The organism is Scytonema sp. PRP1, assembly GCF_036697665.2.
Taxonomy (GTDB): Bacteria; Cyanobacteriota; Cyanobacteriia; order Cyanobacteriales; family Nostocaceae; genus Kalymmatonema; species Kalymmatonema gypsitolerans.
Map to the genome: position 1 here is coordinate 388,553 of NZ_JBAHYJ020000084.1, position 19,192 is coordinate 407,744.

Annotated in this window: 13 protein-coding genes and 1 pseudogene; 10 read left to right on the plus strand and 4 right to left on the minus strand. The window is 45.0% G+C overall.

From position 1 onward, the window contains the following. The first annotated feature begins 33 nt into the window (after positions 1–33). From V5G28_RS21125 to phoU, 3 genes are read left to right on the plus strand one after another with little or no spacing between them, the layout of a single operon-like run. The gene (locus tag V5G28_RS21125) at positions 34–786 is read left to right on the plus strand and encodes a response regulator transcription factor (protein ID WP_332988115.1); all 753 of its coding nucleotides are present in this window, start codon (positions 34–36) and stop codon (positions 784–786) included. Positions 787–827: 41 nt separating this feature from the next. Then, positions 828–2,141 carry a sensor histidine kinase gene (locus V5G28_RS21130; RefSeq protein ID WP_332988116.1) on the plus strand — a complete coding sequence of 438 codons (1,314 nt, stop codon included), beginning with the start codon at positions 828–830 and terminating at the stop codon, positions 2,139–2,141. A gap of 10 nt (positions 2,142–2,151) precedes the next feature. Further along, entirely contained in the window at positions 2,152–2,838 is a 687-nt protein-coding gene (gene phoU, locus V5G28_RS21135) for a phosphate signaling complex protein PhoU (RefSeq protein ID WP_332988147.1), read from the plus strand. Between the two features lie 353 nt (positions 2,839–3,191). On the opposite strand, the pseudogene V5G28_RS21140 reads toward phoU, so the two are convergent. From V5G28_RS21140 to V5G28_RS21150, 3 genes and pseudogenes are all read right to left on the minus strand, one after another. After that, a pseudogene (locus V5G28_RS21140) lies at positions 3,192–4,097 on the minus strand (RNA-guided endonuclease InsQ/TnpB family protein); the annotation flags it as partial. Between the two features lie 201 nt (positions 4,098–4,298). Further along, entirely contained in the window at positions 4,299–5,450 is a 1,152-nt protein-coding gene (locus V5G28_RS21145; RefSeq protein WP_336231280.1) for an IS4 family transposase, read from the minus strand. Between the two features lie 121 nt (positions 5,451–5,571). Then, positions 5,572–5,973: a transposase gene (locus V5G28_RS21150; protein WP_332988118.1), complete on the minus strand. Its 402-nt coding sequence runs from the start codon at positions 5,971–5,973 to the stop codon at positions 5,572–5,574. A 496-nt stretch (positions 5,974–6,469) separates the two neighbouring features. Here V5G28_RS21150 and V5G28_RS21155 point away from each other — a divergent pair, with 496 nt between their 5' ends. The 7 genes from V5G28_RS21155 (at position 6,470) to V5G28_RS21185 (ending at position 17,863) form a co-directional block, all read left to right on the plus strand. Next, positions 6,470–8,716 (plus strand): PhoX family protein, encoded by a 2,247-nt coding sequence (locus V5G28_RS21155; protein ID WP_332988119.1) that lies wholly within the window; start codon positions 6,470–6,472, stop codon positions 8,714–8,716. Positions 8,717–9,234: 518 nt separating this feature from the next. After that, complete coding sequence (locus V5G28_RS21160) at positions 9,235–9,840, plus strand: Crp/Fnr family transcriptional regulator (RefSeq protein WP_332988148.1); 606 nt, start codon at positions 9,235–9,237, stop codon at positions 9,838–9,840. Positions 9,841–9,994: 154 nt separating this feature from the next. Beyond that, positions 9,995–11,677: an iron uptake porin gene (locus V5G28_RS21165; RefSeq protein ID WP_336231278.1), complete on the plus strand. Its 1,683-nt coding sequence runs from the start codon at positions 9,995–9,997 to the stop codon at positions 11,675–11,677. Positions 11,678–12,618: 941 nt separating this feature from the next. Beyond that, positions 12,619–14,382, plus strand: coding sequence for a serine/threonine-protein kinase (locus V5G28_RS21170; protein WP_332988121.1), 1,764 nt, complete (start codon positions 12,619–12,621; stop codon positions 14,380–14,382). Between the two features lie 116 nt (positions 14,383–14,498). After that, on the plus strand, positions 14,499–15,233 hold the full coding sequence (gene bioD, locus V5G28_RS21175) for a dethiobiotin synthase (protein WP_332988123.1): 735 nt from the start codon (positions 14,499–14,501) through the stop codon (positions 15,231–15,233). Positions 15,234–15,285: 52 nt separating this feature from the next. Next, the gene (locus V5G28_RS21180; protein ID WP_332988124.1) at positions 15,286–16,500 is read left to right on the plus strand and encodes a M20 family metallopeptidase; all 1,215 of its coding nucleotides are present in this window, start codon (positions 15,286–15,288) and stop codon (positions 16,498–16,500) included. Positions 16,501–17,059: 559 nt separating this feature from the next. Further along, the gene (locus V5G28_RS21185) at positions 17,060–17,863 is read left to right on the plus strand and encodes a hypothetical protein (RefSeq protein WP_332988125.1); all 804 of its coding nucleotides are present in this window, start codon (positions 17,060–17,062) and stop codon (positions 17,861–17,863) included. Between the two features lie 32 nt (positions 17,864–17,895). On the opposite strand, the gene V5G28_RS21190 is transcribed toward V5G28_RS21185, so the two are convergent. Next, complete coding sequence (locus V5G28_RS21190) at positions 17,896–19,098, minus strand: MFS transporter (protein WP_332988126.1); 1,203 nt, start codon at positions 19,096–19,098, stop codon at positions 17,896–17,898. Positions 19,099–19,192: the final 94 nt, after the last annotated feature.

Here is a 19,192-nt window from a genome sequence, read left to right on the forward strand (position 1 = left end):
ATACAATCACAACCAGGAAATTCTGTGATATCAATGTATACCAGCGAATCACCCAAGTATCCCCATACAGCAGAAATTGGACAAAGAAGCCGCATCCTAGTAGTAGAAGATGAAGAACTTATCCGGGAAATGCTTGTTTTAGCTTTGGAAGAAGAAGGTTATGGAGTGGTAACTGCCACTGATGGGCGGTTGGCTGTAGAATACCTGAAAAGTTATGAACCAAATTCCGGAGAACTTTCTTTTGATCTGGTGATTCTTGATTTGATGCTGCCTCAAATCAATGGGCTAGATATCTGCCGGTTGCTCCGATATCAAGGAAACCCAGTACCGATATTAATGCTGAGCGCTAAGGGGAGTGAAACAGACCGCGTTTTGGGGCTGGAAGTGGGAGCAGATGACTACCTCACCAAACCCTTTAGTATGCGGGAACTGGTGGCTCGTTGTCGTGCTTTGCTCCGCCGCCAACGCTTAAGCACTTTGCCTCAGCTACCAGTGCTACAGTATAAAGAAATTAGTTTGTATCCCCAAGAATGTCGCGTACTGGTTCGCGCTCAAGAGGTGAATTTGTCGCCTAAGGAATTCCGACTGCTGGAACTGTTTATGAGCTATGCCCGGAGGGTATGGTCACGCGAGCAATTGTTAGATCAAGTTTGGGGACCAGATTTTGTTGGCGATAGCAAAACTGTGGATGTTCATATTCGCTGGTTACGCGAAAAATTAGAGCAAGACCCGAGTCGTCCAGAATATATTGTGACAGTACGAGGTTTTGGCTATCGATTTGGATAGTTGTTAGTTTTTAGTTGTCAGAGAACAACTAACAACTAGCAATGCTTATACTAGGATTTTTACTGGGTTTAGCGGTAGGCGTAAGTTTTTGGGTGTGGCAACAGTTTCAACTGAACCGCTACCTAGGGCAAGTATTGCGACCGTTAAGCGGGCATTCTTCTGACTTGGCGCTGCTGATTCCTGGGTTGCGGCACGAAATTCGATTGGTCAAGCAACAACGCCAACAATTGCAGCAGTTGCTCAAAACATATCAAGATCTGCTGCAGTTCGCGCCAGTGGGGTATTTACAGGTTGACGAAGAAAATCAATTGCTCTGGTGTAATGAGCAGGCGCGGAAAATGTTGGATCTGCAAAGATGGCAACCCGGACAAGTGCGCTTGTTGCTAGAGTTAGTCAGGTCTTACGAACTTGACCGATTAATTGAGAAAACTCGCGATCGCCAAAAGCCACAGTCAAAGGAGTGGGTGTTCCATCCTTCTTACGAGAATGCAGCGGCGATATCAGAAGTCAAGCCTTTGATGTTACAGGCGACAAGCTTACCCTTAGACAAGGGACAAGTGGGAGTTTTTATAGAAAACCGTCAGCCTTTGCTGGATATGAATTTAGCACGCGATCGCGCTTTTTCTGATCTGGCTCACGAACTCAGAACTCCCCTGACTTCCATACGTCTGGTTGTCGAAACATTACAAGACCGGATGCAACCGCCCTTGGATCGTTGGGTTAACCGCCTCTTACAGGAGGTTGACAGATTGATTCACTTAGTGCAAAGTTGGTTAGAACTCACTCAACTGGAAACCAACCCAACCATCCAACTGCATCGTCAAAAAGTGGAAGTGCGATCGCTGATTTTCTCTGTGTGGGAAACTTTAACACCCCTAGCACAGCGACATCAGATTCAAATAAGGTATTGTGGTCCAGAAAATATCTGGATCAACGCCGATGAATCTCGCATTTACCAGGTGTTTCTCAATTTGCTGGACAACAGTATCAAATACAGTCTTCCAAGTACAACCATTCTCGTTGAAGCAAAAATCGTTCCGGGACAGAATAATCAGGAATCAACGCTAGAAATTGACATTGTTGACTCTGGAATGGGTTTTTCCCAAGCAGATTTACCCCATGTGTTTGAGCGCTTTTTCCGAGGGGATCAAGCACGCTCGCGTGTGACACCCTCAGAGAGTAATCCCGCTACAGCAACTGTTGGTAGTGGTTTGGGTTTGGCAATTGTCCAGCAAATTGTTCTAGCACATGGCGGTTCTATAAAAGCCATGAACCATCCGGAGACAGGCGGTGCTTGGTTGCAAGTAGAACTACCTGGCATCGTGGCAAATTATGACAGCCAAGACTATATTTGAAAATATCTTCATGTTTGAGACTACAAGTGTGAAACTCCCCCTGTATAGTCCCAATCCTGACAGACCCCAGCTGGCTCGCGAAATTAGGCGCTTAGAGCAGGATGTCTTGCGTATGGGGGCTTTGGTCGAACAATCATTTCGCCTAAGCCACCAAGCCTTGTTTAGCAACAACCTGACAGCAGCTGAGGAACTTCCTGTATTAGATAAAAAAATTGATCGCTTTTACAGACAAATAGAATCCGACTGTACAGCAATCATGACGCTGCAAGCTCCTACAGCTCAAGATTTACGTTGTTTGAGTGCCTTTATGCAGCTCGTGCGCGATCTCGAACGTATTGGCGACTATGCCAAGGATTTGGCTGAAATTGCCATAAAAATCCTTCCGTATCCGCCTCATCCCTGTGTACCAGAGATTGCAGTCATGTCTCACCATGCCCAAGCAATGTTGGCAACGAGCTTAGTGGCGTTGGCAGATTTAGATGAAGTCAACGGACGAGGTATAAAGCGACTCGATGATGCTGTAGATAGTGCTTATGAACGGCTTTATCAGACCTTAGCTCATCAAAAGTACGACCAAGGTGTGGTTGAGCCTATTTTGCTACTAGTACTGGCGATTCGTTGTTTGGAGCGCATGGCAGATCATGCGACCAACATCGGTCAACGTGTGGCATATATTGTGACTGGTCAACGGAGTTAGATATTTCTTCATAGCTAGGAAGTAGGAGCGCAAGGTATTGTGCCGATATGGGTGTAAGCTATGGCGAAGCAGTTCCACTCTGCCTACAATCCCTCATTTGGAACGCCTTGGCTCCTCTGTGGGGACTCCGAATTGGTCACAAGCTGACTACTCTCTTCAAAATAGTACTTTAGATAGATGTATGCAAGATAGTTAAATATTAGATGTAATATAATTATTGCAAATTAGCTTGCTGCCCCTTAAAACGCATCAATCACCCTTCAATCGAAAAGACAAGCTAAAGGCAATACGTATTGCATATTAGTGACATCTTCCCGACGCTGACCTTACGGTACAGCGCGGGCTTCCCAATCTTACGGTTGGGCATTCCTGGTTCTTCTGCCTCCCTTACGAGAGTCAGATTTCGCCTCTGACCTAGATGAAGTTTTCTCCACCCCCGGCAGACCGACTGCACAGGCAGTTTCCATTCCGCAGAGTCCCTGCGTACTAATAAGCTCAAGACCACGTTGTCGCACTACTTCAGCAGCAGCGTGATCTCTGTCTGTTTTATAGCCACAAAAGTAACATTCGTGTATTCGTTGCGATAAGTCTTTTTTTCCAGTTTCCTCCAAACACATTGGACAAGTCTGAGACGTGCCATTCGGATTAACCTTCGCAAAGAATACACCCTTTTTCCAGCACACAAATTCAAGGATATTCAAGAACTGTCCAAAAGCAGCGTCGAGAGTATGTTTACACAACATTCCTCGACTCATTGCTTTCAAATTCAAATCTTCAGCAAATATCATCCCTACTTGCTTGTCGGAACACAGATGGTGTGCCGTCTTGTAGTGGTAGTTTTTGCGTGAGAAGGCTATATTGTTGTGATGCTTGGCAACCTTAGAGCGAGCTTTCTCGTAATTTGCAGACCGTTTCGTCTTTCTAGATAATCGGCGTTGGAGCAATTTCAGCTTCCTTTGCTTGTCTACAAAGAACCTGGGTCTACCGATGAATTCTCGCTCAGACGTTGTCAAGAATTTATTAAGCCCTAGATCAATCCCCACCGCTCGACCATGTGGTTGAACAGTAGGGATTTTTACATCGGATTCAATTGTGATCACAGCTTCCCATCGTACTGCTTTACGGATGATTCTTAGCTGTTTAACAACAAATCCTTCTGGGATTGGTCGATGTAAGTTAATGCGTACTAATCCTAATTTAGGAATCTTGACCTGCCACCCAGTAATAGCATCGGGAGCTATCTGAGGAAACAAGATTGATTTAAGTTGCCCGTACTTTTTGAATCAATACGGTTCAGTTAAGGCTAAAAGGCTGATTAGTGATGTGGAATTTGGGAGCTTCGACTTGTTGTCCAGTACCTCTGTGTTTTAGCTTTTTAGAACGAAACTTTGATACAGGTTTTTTCACAACTCTAGGGTTATTTCGGTGAACCCGTTCGGGTAACAATGTATCTAGAATCTCTACGAGCAACCAATCGAAAAAAGGGGGAATTCTTCTTGGTGTAAACGTTGGAACTTAGGGATAGCACGACGGATGACTCGTAATGTCCCTGTAAAACTTAGACGTAATGGTGCAACCCCGGTAGTGGTTGCAGCTTGAAACATTAACACCCTTACTGACCAATGTCCCAACAACCAACCGTATACTTCTTGCACGACTTCGCGTGGTTTTTGGGAACGAACGTGAGTTTTTCGCCCCAAAAGATGTATTTTCAATTCATCAATCGTGTTTTCTACTTCCCAACGCTGATGGTATTCCCTCGCTAACAACTCTGCTGGGAATTTTTCAATATCTAATAGGCTAGTAATCAAGCGATATGTCACTTGTTCTTCTGGGTTTTCAGGATGCTCAATTGTGTACTCGATAACTCGTACTGATATTGGCTGACAACCCTTTTTTCGTAGCTTTGCAGATGGGTAAATCCATGACAGATAAGAGCCGTCTGACAACGATTTTTCTGCCAAGAATTTAACATTGGCAGGAATTCTCCCTAAATAGTCACACCCCTTAGACACTGTTGCATATACCATTGCATACGAATGCAATCCCCGATCCCACATCAACAACATCCCTGATGTGACAGAGCGTAATAATTTTAATGCCCGCACTCGTTCTCCTATGCGATACGGACACATCAATGCATCAAATATTATATGTGTTCCTGCTTCTACTAATATCACTAATCTAACTTTAGGGAACGCGGCAACTGTCCCAGGACGACTACTGGGGCGACCAAAAACTCTCGCATTTTCATCACTGTCTGGAACATCAAAACAAGTGCCATCAATCACCACAATTCGTAGTCCATTTAGAAATGCTCCTATTGTCTCCCCAGTCGCCATTGGTTGTACTAACTGGTGAAATAATCGGCTCATTACCCCTGGCCGTAACCGCTGCCGAGCTTGAGTGATTGCTGATTTACATGGCACTCGCCAATATTTACCAACCTTTACCCATGCCTCAGACATCCCATCAATTAAGTTTTTGAGTACATCCCGCATCGAATCTCTCGACCAAAGGCTCATTGCTACTAGTAGACAGACTACCAAATGTGCTGGTAAAGAACGATTTCTTTCTTCACTGGCCTTGCTTGTTATGCTCGCTCGCTCTATCGCAGTTGCAGGAATGGCTGTCTCTATCGCTTTGAGTAAATCGCTATTTTGTATCGTTGGAGACAACAGTGAGAAATCTTTGAGATGCACCACGGTTAATTTCCACTCTTGGGGATAATCCTTAATTTACACGACTTTGGGGCTTAACTGAACTGTATTGCTTTTTGAATCTTGGAAAGCCAAATCCTTGTTTTTGAAAGAATTCCCAAGCATCGTGAAGTCGCCTGATGGTGGTTTGCAATACTTGTGATGGAACTTCACCAAGCCTTGGATATTCTTTCTTTGCCTGAGGCAGGGCATTTTGTTGCCGATAGTATCCAGGAAATGGAGCATCGGCGGCAATGATATATTCTGACGACACAGAACAACGATCTACTGCACACTTGCGTGAATTACACCAATCTTTGATTTCTCCCAGAGCATAGTTGTAACTACCACGACATATCTCTAGCCAGTCAAGAAGCTTAGCTTCTTGCTCAGCATCTGGATATAGTCGGTAGGTGTAGTTCAGAACTAGGCTCATGAATCAGGTTTTTATCAACGAAAGAAAACCATATTAACAGGAAAAGTCGAGATTCTAAATACCAATATTGCGGACATCGAGTCCCCAATATTGGCATGAGGGATCCGTGTATCCCGACGCTGACCTTGCATGTACAGCGCGGGACTTACCGCCCCTCAAACTCCCCGTAAGTTAAAGCCCAAGGAAGAAGATGGAAGAAAGAACGAAGAAGGCAATTAGTAGCGGATCACAGACAGAATTATAGACCGCGAATTTTCAACAGGCGTGTGATGTTTCCCCCGCTTGGTCACAAAGAAGACCTTCTTCCTTGTAACCTGTTCCTTGTTAATTTGAAAATAGAAAGACACTACATTATCTTTGGCTTAAATATTCACTATTTAACAAAATTTTTACAAAAAACTTACCTATTCTTAAACTTTCCCGCTTAGATTAGGCAATGACCAGGTGAAAGTTGTGAGCTATCCAACAGATGGCTTCAGTGTAATCGATAAACCAGATGAGCATCACACGTCGGGATTTCCTGTTGTTGCTGGGAAGCAGCGCAGGTGCAGTAGCGCTCAATTCTTTAGTAGGATGCGAAAAAAAAATCGCAGTGCAACCTACCACAAAAGAAGTGAAAGCAGCATTTGCATTTCAACCAATTCAAGGTCCGATTCCCCTAGAAACAGCTGGGTTCCGACCCGAACAGCAAAAAGAGCAATATAGTGCCTATGAAGTGCGGGATGATTTGGTCTTGCCACAAGGATATCAGTACCAAGTGATTGCGGCGTGGGGTGATAAAGTCGGTGATTCTCGTTTCGGTTACAACAACGACTATCTGTCTTTCGTCCCAACTGGTGACAATGAAGGGTATCTGTCAGTAAACTTTGAATACATCAGCGCCATACCTTGGATGCAAACTTACGAACAGGTGATTGGGAAATCACTGCCGTTTGATGAGGTAAAAGCAGCGCTGAAAGAAAAGAAATCAGGAAAAAACGAGATAAACGCCTTTTCTTTGCCAGACTCAGACCCGATAAAAGCGAAAATACGCGAGATTAGCAAAGAAGCACTGCTAGACCAAGGATTAGGTGTTATTTCCATTCGCAAAACAGCCGACGGAAAGTGGGAACGTACCAGTTCCAAAGCAGATAGACGAATTAGTGGTATCTCTGGTTTAGAAGATGGGCGTTATCTTAAATCAACTGGACCTGCGGTAGCAGTTTTCCGCAAGCAGCAGGGATTGGGATATATAGATAAGTTAGGCGATCGCATCATTGGTTCTTATGGTAACTGTGCTGGTGGAACCACACCTTGGGGGACAGTCCTCAGCGCTGAAGAAAACTTTCAGGCACAAGTCCCAGAACCAGTGTATGCTGATGGCACGTCGTTTGACCCTGGTCAGCGACCTTTCGGTTTAGGTGATGAGGAACTCTTCGGACAAGGTAACGTTTTTGGATTAGCAGGAAATAAATATGGTTGGATCGTCGAAGTCGATCCCGCTAATCCCAACGACTACGGAACGAAACATACTTGGCTGGGACGCTATCATCATGAAGCGGTGGGTGTCCGTGTAGAGGCGGGGAAACCATTGGCTTTTTATTCAGGATGCGATCGCCGAGGCGGACACATTTACAAATTTGTCAGCCGCGATCAGGTGAACGACCCCAAAGACAAAGCGAATTCCCGGTTACTTTCCCAAGGAATGCTCTACGTTGCAAAATTCAACCCCGATGGTACAGGTCGTTGGATACCTTTAAAAACTGACACACCTATCAATCCAGACCTTCCTAGCACAATTGCTGGAAACCTGATTCGTTTGCCAAAAGGTCCTGCAAAAGCTCAAGAAAAAGGAAGACAAAGTTTCCAGCCGTTACCGCCGCGTGTCGAAGGCGGTGATTTTGAAGTGAGTAAGGACGAGGAAATTGCTCAGTACAAGCAGAGGTTCAAAAAACTGGGCGACCTTTACATTGGAAACCCTGAAGAACAACAAGGTGCGATTCTCATTGACGCCCATTATGCCGCCAATGCTGCTGGTGCAACCTGCACAGCTCGTCCTGAAGATACAGAAATTGCTCCTAATGGCGACTTGTACATTAGCTTCACCTCTGGTTCTCCCGACAATGAAGGTGGTCCAGATATACGAGTATTCAAAGGTCCCAAAGACGAAACTCCCTACGAGTATGGCTGGGTGATGCGCCTAACAGAAGACGGTAACAATCCAGCCGCAAATACCTTTCGCTGGCAAATGGTAGCAACTGGCGGTGAGCCATCTGTGGGTGGTTTGGGTTTTGCTAATCCGGATAATTTACTGCTAGATAACAACGGTAATGTCTGGATGGTAACAGATATGTCCACTAGCAAAATGAATAAATCTGTCAAAAGCCGCGCAAATGATCAGGGAAAACCAGCAAATCTATCTGGTTTGTTTGGTAACAACGCCCTTTGGTACATCCCCACAAGCGGGGAGGATGCAGGTAAAGCTTTTCTCTTTAGTATCGGACCAATGGAATGCGAAACCACAGGACCTTGCTTCGCTCCAGATCAGCAGACTATGTTTCTTTCTATACAGCATCCTGGAGAAGCCAATGGAACTCGTAAAAACCAGGCTTCTGAAACCAGAGAATTTCTGATCACGACTACGACAGGTGAAGAATTTTTACAATCTCGTCAGGTTCCTATTGGTTCCAATTGGCCCAACAAAAATCCTGATGCTTCGCCCAAACCAGCAGTTGTTGCTATATCAAAATCCCAATTGACTTGACAAAAAAACTGAAAAATGTTATTATATTAAGTTATCTATCTTTCTTTTTCTCTGCTGAAAGAATTACTTTTTATACACGCGTTTTTGCTTTTTAGATCATTTCTCAATAAATCTTTAGAAATAAAAATAACACAAGGCATCAACTTTACACGAAAATGATTTCATATCAGACAACAACAGTATGCTCTGAACACTAGTTAACCCTATGACTTGTTCTTACATACCTACCGTCAACTCAAGTTTTCCACTGGTTAGCGTGTTTACAGCAATCATAGAGTCTGAATTGTTAGTTATTAACCCACTTTTACTATTTTAGTCAACCAGCCTAATGGTGTTCTTAAGCTACCAAAGTCTTCCGAGTGCTGAAATCTACCTTATGGCTTAGCTTGATGGCAAAAAGCGCCAGTGTAATTCACTGAACCAATTTCGCCATGAGGCAACATCTGATGCCAACTACCCCAGATGGCGACTACAACCTCGAAATTGAGCACTTAATTAGTTTTAGTCTACAAAATATCATGATGTATTCCACAAGTCGTTCTCAAAATTCTGCCCAGTCTCATCATTCTTCCTCTACTGGACAATTGCCGCAACGACTGCTGACGCGACGCGAAATTATTCCGGCGCGGAATGACGTACTGTGGCGCATTGAGCGCGGAGCAGTTCGCACATTAACCTGGAGTGAAGACGGAACGTTTATCACTTTGGGTTATTGGGGAACTGGGGATTTGGTTGGTTATCCTTTGTCCAAAGTCAAGCCTTATCAAATTGAATGCCTGACTAGCGTCGAAGTGAGTGTCGTACCACCTCATTTGTGGAATCAGGATGTCGAGGCTCTATTGTCTCACATCCAACAGGCAGAAGAATTACTGAGCATCGTACACCGTAAGCCAATGTCTTTGCGCTTATGGCAATTTCTGGTCTGGCTAAGTGAAAAGTTCGGTCGCGACGTCGAGCAAGGAAAGCTCATCGACCTCAATGTGACTCATCAAGAAATGGCAGAGGTGCTAAATACAACAAGGGTAACCGTAACTCGACTGCTCCAGCAGTTTGAGGAAGAAGGAACCCTTGTACGTCACAAACGTCGCATTATTCTGCGTTTATCAAATAAAGAATGCAAATAGCGATATGAAAAATTAAGTGGTGATTAACTTGTTTTAATCACCACTCACATCTGGTACAATTCTGACAGAAAATCATTAGTAAATTCCCAAAAAATTATCTGCTTTAGGGAATTATACCATGATTAAGTCGGTAGGTGTGAGTGAGACATAAATCATGAAGAAACTATTTAAGGCTAAAAACTTTCTCAAGCTGAGTCCAGTTGTTGTCGCCGCCACATTTTTCGCTGCAAATAGCGCTATGGCTTCTGAAGTTAACGAACAGGTGACTTCCGTGTCCCAGTTGACGGCACAATCTGACAACCTCGGCCAAGTAACATCTGTTTCTCAGTTTTCCGACGTACAACCAACAGACTGGGCATTCCAAGCATTGCAGTCTCTGGTAGAGCGCTACGGTTGTATTGCTGGTTATCCCAATGGGACTTATCGCGGGAACCGTGCTTTGACCCGTTATGAGTTTGCCGCTGGTTTGAATGCTTGTTTGGATCGGGTGAACGAACTGATTGCAACAGCTACCGCTGATCTGGTAAGAAAAGAAGACTTAGCTACTTTGCAGCGCTTGCAAGAAGAATTCTCTGCTGAATTGGCTACCCTACGCGGTCGTGTCGATGCTTTAGAAGCTCGTACTGCTGAGTTGGAAGCAAATCAATTCTCCACCACCACCAAGCTGGTTGGGGAAGCGATTTTCAATATATCTGATATCTTTGGTAGCGATGATAGGGCTGTTCCTTCTGGTGTCAACCCGGCAACAGCTCCTGAGTTAAATTCCAACACCATTTTCGCTAACCGAGTTCGTTTGAACTTGAACACTAGCTTCTTTGGCACAGACCAGTTACAAACCCGTTTACAGGCTCGCAATATCACCCCATACGGTACAAACGTAACGGGTACTAACATGACCCGTTTGGCATTTGATGGGGATGCCGGCTCTGGCGCTAATCGAAACGTAGGTGCCAACGACATTGAGATTGACAAACTCAACTACGCATTTAACTTAAGTGAGGCTATACGCATCAAGGTTGATGCATTTGGTGGTGAGTTCTACGAGAACATCAACACCTTCAACCCAGACCTCGCGAGTTCTGGTAGAGGTGCCATCTCCCGCTTTGGTCGCTTCAACCCCATTTACCGCCAAGGTAATGGCGGTTCAGGTGCGACAATTACCGTGAACCCCAAAGGACCTATCACTGTGTCAGCGGGTTATTTATCGAACAGAGCGAATAACCCTAACGATGGCTCAGGTCTGTTCGATGGTGGTTATTCAGCTATCGGTCAGATAGCCTTCCAGCCCAATCAAGCGTTCAACATCGGTTTGACCTACGCTCATACCTATCAGAATACAGGAGGTCTTGCTGGTGGTGGTACTATTAGCCTCTTTGACTCCACTGGTAGTCAGTATGCCAATAACCCCTTCGGTGGTGCTGCTCTGAGTTCTGACCACTACGCCGTAGAAGCCGCCTTGAGACTAGGACCCAAAATTACCATTGGTGGTTGGTATGGTTACAGTGAGGCACAAGGTAAGGGGGCTGCAAGTGGTAATAATGCATACTTTGAGACCTATGCTGCTACCCTCTCTTTCAGAGACTTTGGCAGACAAGGTAGCGTGCTTGCTTTTATCTTTGGTCAACCACCCAAAGCGACTGGCAACGATTTCGTCCAAGCAAATGGCATTCGTCGTCAAGATAGGGACACCTCATATCACCTAGAGGCGCTGTACAAACTGCAACTCAGTGACAATATTGCTGTCACCCCTGGTGTACTAGTCATCTTGAACCCAGAACACAACGACAACAACGACACTATTTATGTAGGTACACTGCGTACCACCTTCACTTTCTAAAATTAGTCATACGGCAACCCTCACCCTTATGGAGTGGGGTTATGCAAACAAAGCCTGCCTAAGCAGGCTTTTTCAATATCACCGTTACGACCAGGACATAGCCCGATACACGGTAGAAACTAGTACCTGTTACTAGAATTTACCGGGTTAAATGATGTCCGAATATCCGAGGGCGCACAGCAAATAAATTCTATTTATGGGGAGCGTCTTAACTAATTCGCCGTAAGTCCCCTCCCTCGTTCCCAGGTTTTGCCTGGGAATGCTTTTTTTTGGAGGCTCCTGCCTAGGGTGTTGATTTTGTGGGTAATTAGCCGAAAATTTTTCATCCAGGTTTTATGCGGTCAATTCTTAGGGGACTTCCAAATAAAAAAGTATCCAAAAATCTAATCTATTGTGGAACGGCCGTCTCGCCTGTTCAGATCGAGGGCGGGCACCCGATGCTCACCTCACAAGATGAATAATTTATTTTTGGAAATCCCTAGACGAAACTCTTATTTAACTCAAAACCCTCAGAATCAACAGCCTAGCCCCTGCCTCCTCCAAACACGAGAGGCAAGAGCCTAGGAATGACGGCGTTCCCAGGCTCCAGCCTGGGAACGAGTGAATTTTGAATTGGTATAAGACCCCGCCCCCTTTCCCTGTCCAGGGCAAGAAATTGGTCACGGGGGGTTTCGTTTTTAACCGTTCGGCTGAGATCACGGCGAAACCTGCAATTCCTGAGGCAGTCCGCCCTTGCGGGTTTCCCGACAGTCCCGCGCCTGCCGTCTCACCACTGAGCTTTCAGGTACAGTGGCAGCCTCCGCAGCGCAAATAGGTGAGTGTGTTCGATCCAATTGAAAATCGCTATAAATATATAAACTTCTATCTACGGTGTCGGTCTGGAAACTATCCGTATCCTAGTGAAGTCCTCCTCTGTTGCTATTACACTCAATTCATTGACGATGCAACCACCCATTACAGCTGACACTGTTTTGCAAAACCGTTACCGGATCACTCAAACTCTCGGTCAGGGCGGATTTGGTAGAACCTATCTCGCTCAAGACCAAAGACGCTTTAACGAACTTTGTGCCATTAAGGAATTAATTCCAACAGTAACGGGGGGTTACGCTTGGGAGAAGGCAAAAGAACTGTTTGAGCGAGAAGGCGCAATTTTGTATCAAATAAAACACCCGCAAGTACCTCAATTCCGGGAAAGGTTTGAACAAGACCAGCGCTTGTTTTTGGTGCAAGACTATGTAGCCGGAAAAACTTATCGTACTTTATTCGATGAGCGCAAAGCCTCTGGAGGTGCATTTACAGAAGAAGAAGTGCTGCAACTTATACGCTCTTTGTTACCAGTGTTGGAGTATCTTCACAGCCAAGGAATTATTCACCGGGATATCGCACCAGATAATATTATTCTGCGAGACAGGGACAATTTACCAGTGTTAATCGACTTTGGGGTGGTCAAAGAACTGGCAACGAAGTTAAAATCTCCAGATAAGACAACGCCAGCAACCACTGTAGGAAAATATGGTTATGCCCCTAGTGAGCAAATCCAAACAGGTCGAGCATATCCTAGCAGTGATTTGTATGCGCTAGCCGTGACAGCAATCGTGTTGCTGACTGGGAAAGAACCTCAAGATTTATTCGATGAACACCATCTTACTTGGAATTGGCAACGCTGGGTGAGTGTCAATCCACAATTTGCGTCTGTGTTGAATCGCATGTTAAATGCAAAACCGGGCGATCGCTACCAAAATGCTGCTGATGTCTTACAAGCATTACAAGCTCCCCAACAACCCAACGTTTCAACTCCTAATCTGTCCAATGTACAAACAATTGCCGTTGGTCGCCGCCCGGATTTAGTACAACCATCAGTACAACCATCTACTCCCAACAAACCTAAGCCAGTCATTCCACAACAAACCAACCGTTCAGTTTTAGATAATCCTTTGGCACTTTTAGGAATCACGATTATTGTTATTCTTGTCGCTGGATTCAGTTCTTGGGCGGTGGTGATGTCCATCCGTAATAAGTCACAAGCAACACCAGAAACAGCATCAACACAGCCGCAAGCTTTCCCTTCACCTGTGATTCCTGGTGAAACTACGTTAACACCTACACCCACATCCACACCTACGCCGACACCCACAGCTACCAACAATGAACCTGTTGTCTATAGCAAGCGCCTAAATTTTGGAACATCTAACACTGCTAACGTTGAGGGGACTCTCAAAGCTAATCAAACAATTAAGTACACCTTTTCTGGTGAAGAAGGGCAACAGTTAACAGTATTGCTTGCTCAAAAAGGCAGTGTTTTGTTATCAGTTTTGGCTCCAAATCAAGAACCAATCGATAATGCAGCCAGAGAGTTTTCATTCTACCAAGGAACATTGCCTTTTACTGGTAGATACACGATTCAGGTACGTCCTGTCCCAGAACTTCCTCAAAGCAATTACAGTTTTAGTGTTGGATTAGAAAACCCCGTCCAACCTACACCCACAGAAACCCCACCTTCACCTACACCCACAGAAACCCCACCTTCACCTACACCCACAGAAACCCCACCTTTACCTACACCGACACCCACAGACATCTCACCTTCACCCACACCCACAGAACAGCCGTCCACAGTTCCTCCGATTGACCAACAAAATAACCCGCCTGTTACTGAAACACCCAACCTTGTTCCTGGTCAAACAGGTACGCAGCCAAGGTTGTAGAGCTTTATGCAAAAATGACATTAAATTTATGCTAAATTTCCATAGAATGGAACGATAAGCGATTTATCATAGTAACTGTTAAATATTAGTTATTAGCAACTAATGACTAATGACTAATGACTGATAAACTGTTAAACGCACTGCTGGTTACAGGAACGGATACAGAGGTTGGCAAAACTGTTTTAACGACAGCATTGGCAGCTTACTGGCAAAAATATCATTCTTCCCGCAGCTTGGGAATTATGAAACTGATGCAATCGGGAGAGGGCGATGCTCCCGAAGGGAGCCACCCAAGGGGTGATCGCGAGTGGTATCAAAAATTATTTTCTTTAGACCAATCTCCTGAAGAACTGACACCTTTATATTTTCAAGCACCCCTAGCCCCTCCCATTGCTGCAGCAAAAGAAAATAAGACCATAGATTTAGCAAAAGTGTGGCAAACTTTTACAGCTTTGCGTCAGCGCCGTGATTTTCTATTAGTAGAAGCTTTAGGAGGATTAGGTTCGCCAGTCACGAATGAACTCACCGTCGCTGACTTAGCGGGAGAATGGCACTTACCTACCGTGTTGGTTGTACCAGTCAAATTGGGTGCAATAGCCCAAGCAGTCGCTAATGTTGCATTAGCACGACAATTACGAGTGAATTTAAAAGGAATTATTCTCAACTGCGTTCAACCTCGAACAAATGAAGAAATTGCTGACTGGACACCAATAGAGTTGATACAATCGCTGACTTACATTCCAGTTTTGGGTTGCTTACCGTATGTGGAGAATCTAACTGATTTGGAAAAAATGGCACAAGTCGCATCAAATTTAGATTTAGAACGATTGCTACCTTTTGCAAAAGTTTAAAGCGTAAAAATAAAAATACTCAGCCGTCATTTAAATTTAAAAAATGTGAGACATGGTTTCTACATTCCCAAATCCCTCTTCTGTTGATTTATCTCGCGTCCGACTCTCCATCCGTTCACTGCAACCACAACTTGTGGAGTGGCGGCGGGGGTTGCATCAAAAACCAGAATTGGGTTTCCAAGAAAAACTAACCGCCCAGTTTGTCTCGCAGAAATTGCAAGAATGGGGAATTGAGCATCAAACTGGTATTGCCCAAACTGGCATTGTCGCCACCATTCATGGTAACAACAGCACTCAAAAAGTGTTGGCGATTCGGGCAGATATGGATGCTTTACCTATTCAAGAACTCAACGAGGTGCCCTACTGCTCACAACACGATGGAGTCATGCACGCTTGTGGACATGACGGACATACAGCGATCGCCCTAGGAACAGCATACTATCTCCAACAGAATCGAGACACTTTTGGTGGTACTGTCAAAATTATCTTTCAGCCAGCCGAAGAAGGACCAGGAGGCGCAAAGCCGATGATAGAAGCTGGGGTGTTGAAAAACCCCGATGTTGACGCAATTATCGGTTTGCACCTTTGGAATAATCTGCCTTTGGGGACAATAGGTGTCCGCGCTGGTGCATTGATGGCAGCTGTAGAGTTATTCCGATGCACAGTGTTGGGCAAAGGCGGACACGGTGCAATGCCTCATCAAACCATTGATTCGATTGTGGTTGCTGCACAAATTATCAATGCCCTGCAAACCATTGTTGCTCGTAATGTCAATCCCATTGATTCAGCAGTGGTGACAGTCGGTGAATTGCATGCTGGAACAGCTGAAAACGTGATTGCTGATACAGCCTGGATGCGTGGTACAGTACGCTATTTTAATCCAGAATTGAAAGGCTTGTTCCACCAGCGAGTCGAGCAAATTATTGCAGGAATCTGTCAGAGTCATGGGGCAAGGTATGACTTGGATTATTGGTCACTTTACCCACCAGTAATCAATGATGCTACCATAGCGGAACTGGTACGCTCAGTAGCGCAAGAAGTCGTAGAAACGCCTGTGGGTGTTGTTCCTGAATGCCAAACAATGGGCGGCGAGGATATGTCTTACTTCTTGCAAGAGGTACCTGGTTGCTATTTCTTCCTTGGTTCCGCTAATCCTGAAAAAGGCTTGGCGTATCCTCATCATCATCCCCGGTTTGATTTTGATGAAACCGTCTTGTCCATGGGTGTAGAGATGTTTGTTCGCTGCGTGGAAAAATTCTGTAATTGATAAAAGTAGATGGGTATAAATAAATAGCGGGTAAGAGGCTAATCGCTTACAATGAATCGCTCATTGTTCAGGGTGAACGGTGATATGTTAACCGTCAGCAATTAGCAATTCGTAACCTCTACCAGTTACAGCGCTTTTCATCTAAGTGAAGTACACTACCCCACCCGCAATACGGTTCGGTTAACGTTTTAATATTTTGAAGATCCCCCCAACCCCCCTTAAAAAGGGGGGCTTTTAACCCTCTTTTACCCCCTTTTTCAGAGTGCCGCAGGCGGGGGGATCTTAACCGAACCGTATTGACCCCACCCGCCCTATCGGGCACCCTCCCCTTTGCAAGGGGAGGGTTAGGGAGGGGTGTACTCCATTAACTTGCAATTGCTGTATATCAAGTTCGTTTGATTACTCATAAATCCCAAAGAACCCCACCCCGCCAAAAGTACCTTTTGGCTCCCCTCCCCGCAAGCGGGGAGGGGTTGGGGGTGGGGTGCTAGGTGAGCGGTAATTATAACTAATCAAGCGGACATGATGTTACTTTTATTTCTACCCATCTACTCAATCCATGAATTCCCCAACATTAGATCCATCTGTCGCCTCTGCACTTGCAGACTTTGAAAAATCCAACGCGCCTAGCGCTTGGTCGAGTTTAGATAAAAACCAAGTGCTGGCGGACATGAAAATCCGCCTTCTTGACCCCTTTCAAGTCAACCAAGGTCAACAACCATTTTGTGGTCCTGCATCGATTTTATTTGAGCTCGTTCGCAAACAGCCCCTGCGCTACGTGCAAATTTGCCGGAGTTTGTTTGAAACTGGTAGTTTTCAAGGGCAAACCAGACGGATTGAAACATTGTATAGGTTGCGTCAAAGCCGAGGCAGACTACGAATGGGGCAAGCCGATTGGATGATTTTGGCAACACTACGGGATTCAGAAAACCTACTTTTTTCTGTTGAACCAGACGGTCCAGATATACTGAGAAATTTGGCAGGTATGACCAAATCCTGGGAGATGAAAGGCTGGACACAGGAAGTACTAGGTTATCGGAAAGTAAAGCACATTCCTACTTACCTATACGGCGAATTTGAAGTTTTGAATGAAGCCGCAGCAGTTATTGCCTCTGGTGGTGTGGTTTTTGCTTTGATTACCGCCTCAGGTTTACTAGGCACCGGCAACAAACCCCTTTTACCTTACCCCAATCACTGGATTACCTTACTTGGAAATATTTCGATTCAAGGGGGTGATTGGTTAGACAAAGAAAGGGGACGCATCAGCTTGGATGTCTACTCTTGGGCGAGAAAATATCATATCGACCTGGATGAGGAACCATTCGAGGATTATTTCTGGGGCGTGGTGATGGGTTCGATGTAATGTCATTGGCAATGGAAAATCTTTACCCCAAATCACGCACAGAAGCAAGAGCGAAAATACTTAAAAATAAGAAGAGTTGCGATCGCAATCGCAGCACCCGCATAAAACACGCCACTGATTCCGCCAATGCCAAAGGCAACTCCCATCAGCATCGGTCCGATGATTCGTCCTAAATTGCAAAATGCCCCGTTGACCGAAATGACCGTAGCCAAATACTCCTTGGATGCTCGCGCCGCCACGAGTGATAGGATAATGGGGGAACAAATGCCAAAACCAATTCCAAACATCACGGTTTGGATTAAGAGTGACCAAAGATTGGATACAAATGGCACGCTCAATAGAGCTACAGCATAGAAAACAAAAGATGCTCTAATTAAAGTTGTTTCTGGAAACCGTCTTGCCAGTCTTCCTACCTGTGAAGCTGCGATCGCAATTGCCACAGGTATGCTAGCAAGTATCAGTCCAATTACGAAACTGGATGATTTAAATGAATTTGCTATCAAAAGTGGTAAATAAGTTCTAAAGGCTCCATAGAGGAGCATGAATTGAGCGGTGCTGGCAATGAAAAGTCCTGCAAGTTGGGGATTTTTAAGGATTTTTAAGGCATAAAACCAATCCACTTTGGGAGGTTCTTCTGTTGCTGGTTCAGGATTTTTGAGTCCAAACCACACCAGCAGTGCTACTGGGATAGCTGCTAAGGATAGAAAAAAGGGATAATGCCAGCCTAAGATTGCCAGTGCGCCGCCAATAATGGAATAAGTTGCTGTGCTGGCATTGATGATACTGGTGTTGTAACCAATCGCAGTCGTGCGTCTCGTTCCTGAATACAAATCGCTGATCAGTGCAATGGTGAGAGAATGCAAAGAAGCACCACCAATTCCCTGAAGAAAACAGAAAAACAGCAAAACGTTAAAGTCACGGGCAAAGGCGCAAGCTGTGCCAGCAATTCCAAACAACACCAGGGAAGGAACAAGAATTTTCTTTCTGCCAAAGCGATCGGCAAGCACTCCAACGACAGGTCCTAAGACAAGAGATGGAAGGGAGAAGACTGAGATTAATAAACCAATCTTTTGTGGGGGTACGTTTAATGCCTGGATAATTTTGGGAAAAGCCGGAGGTACGCTAGCAAGTACGAGAAAGGTGATTAAAGAAACTGCAAAAATAATCAGCAGATTTTTGTCGCGGTAGAGTGGCGTTTGGTTCTCTTGCTGATAGTTGCTGCTTGCTGATGGCATGAAATTGGTCTCTGCAATAATTTCAACACCCCCTAAAGATATTACTGGACTTTGGACAAATTTATCCAAAGTCCAAAACTATTGTGCTTTACCT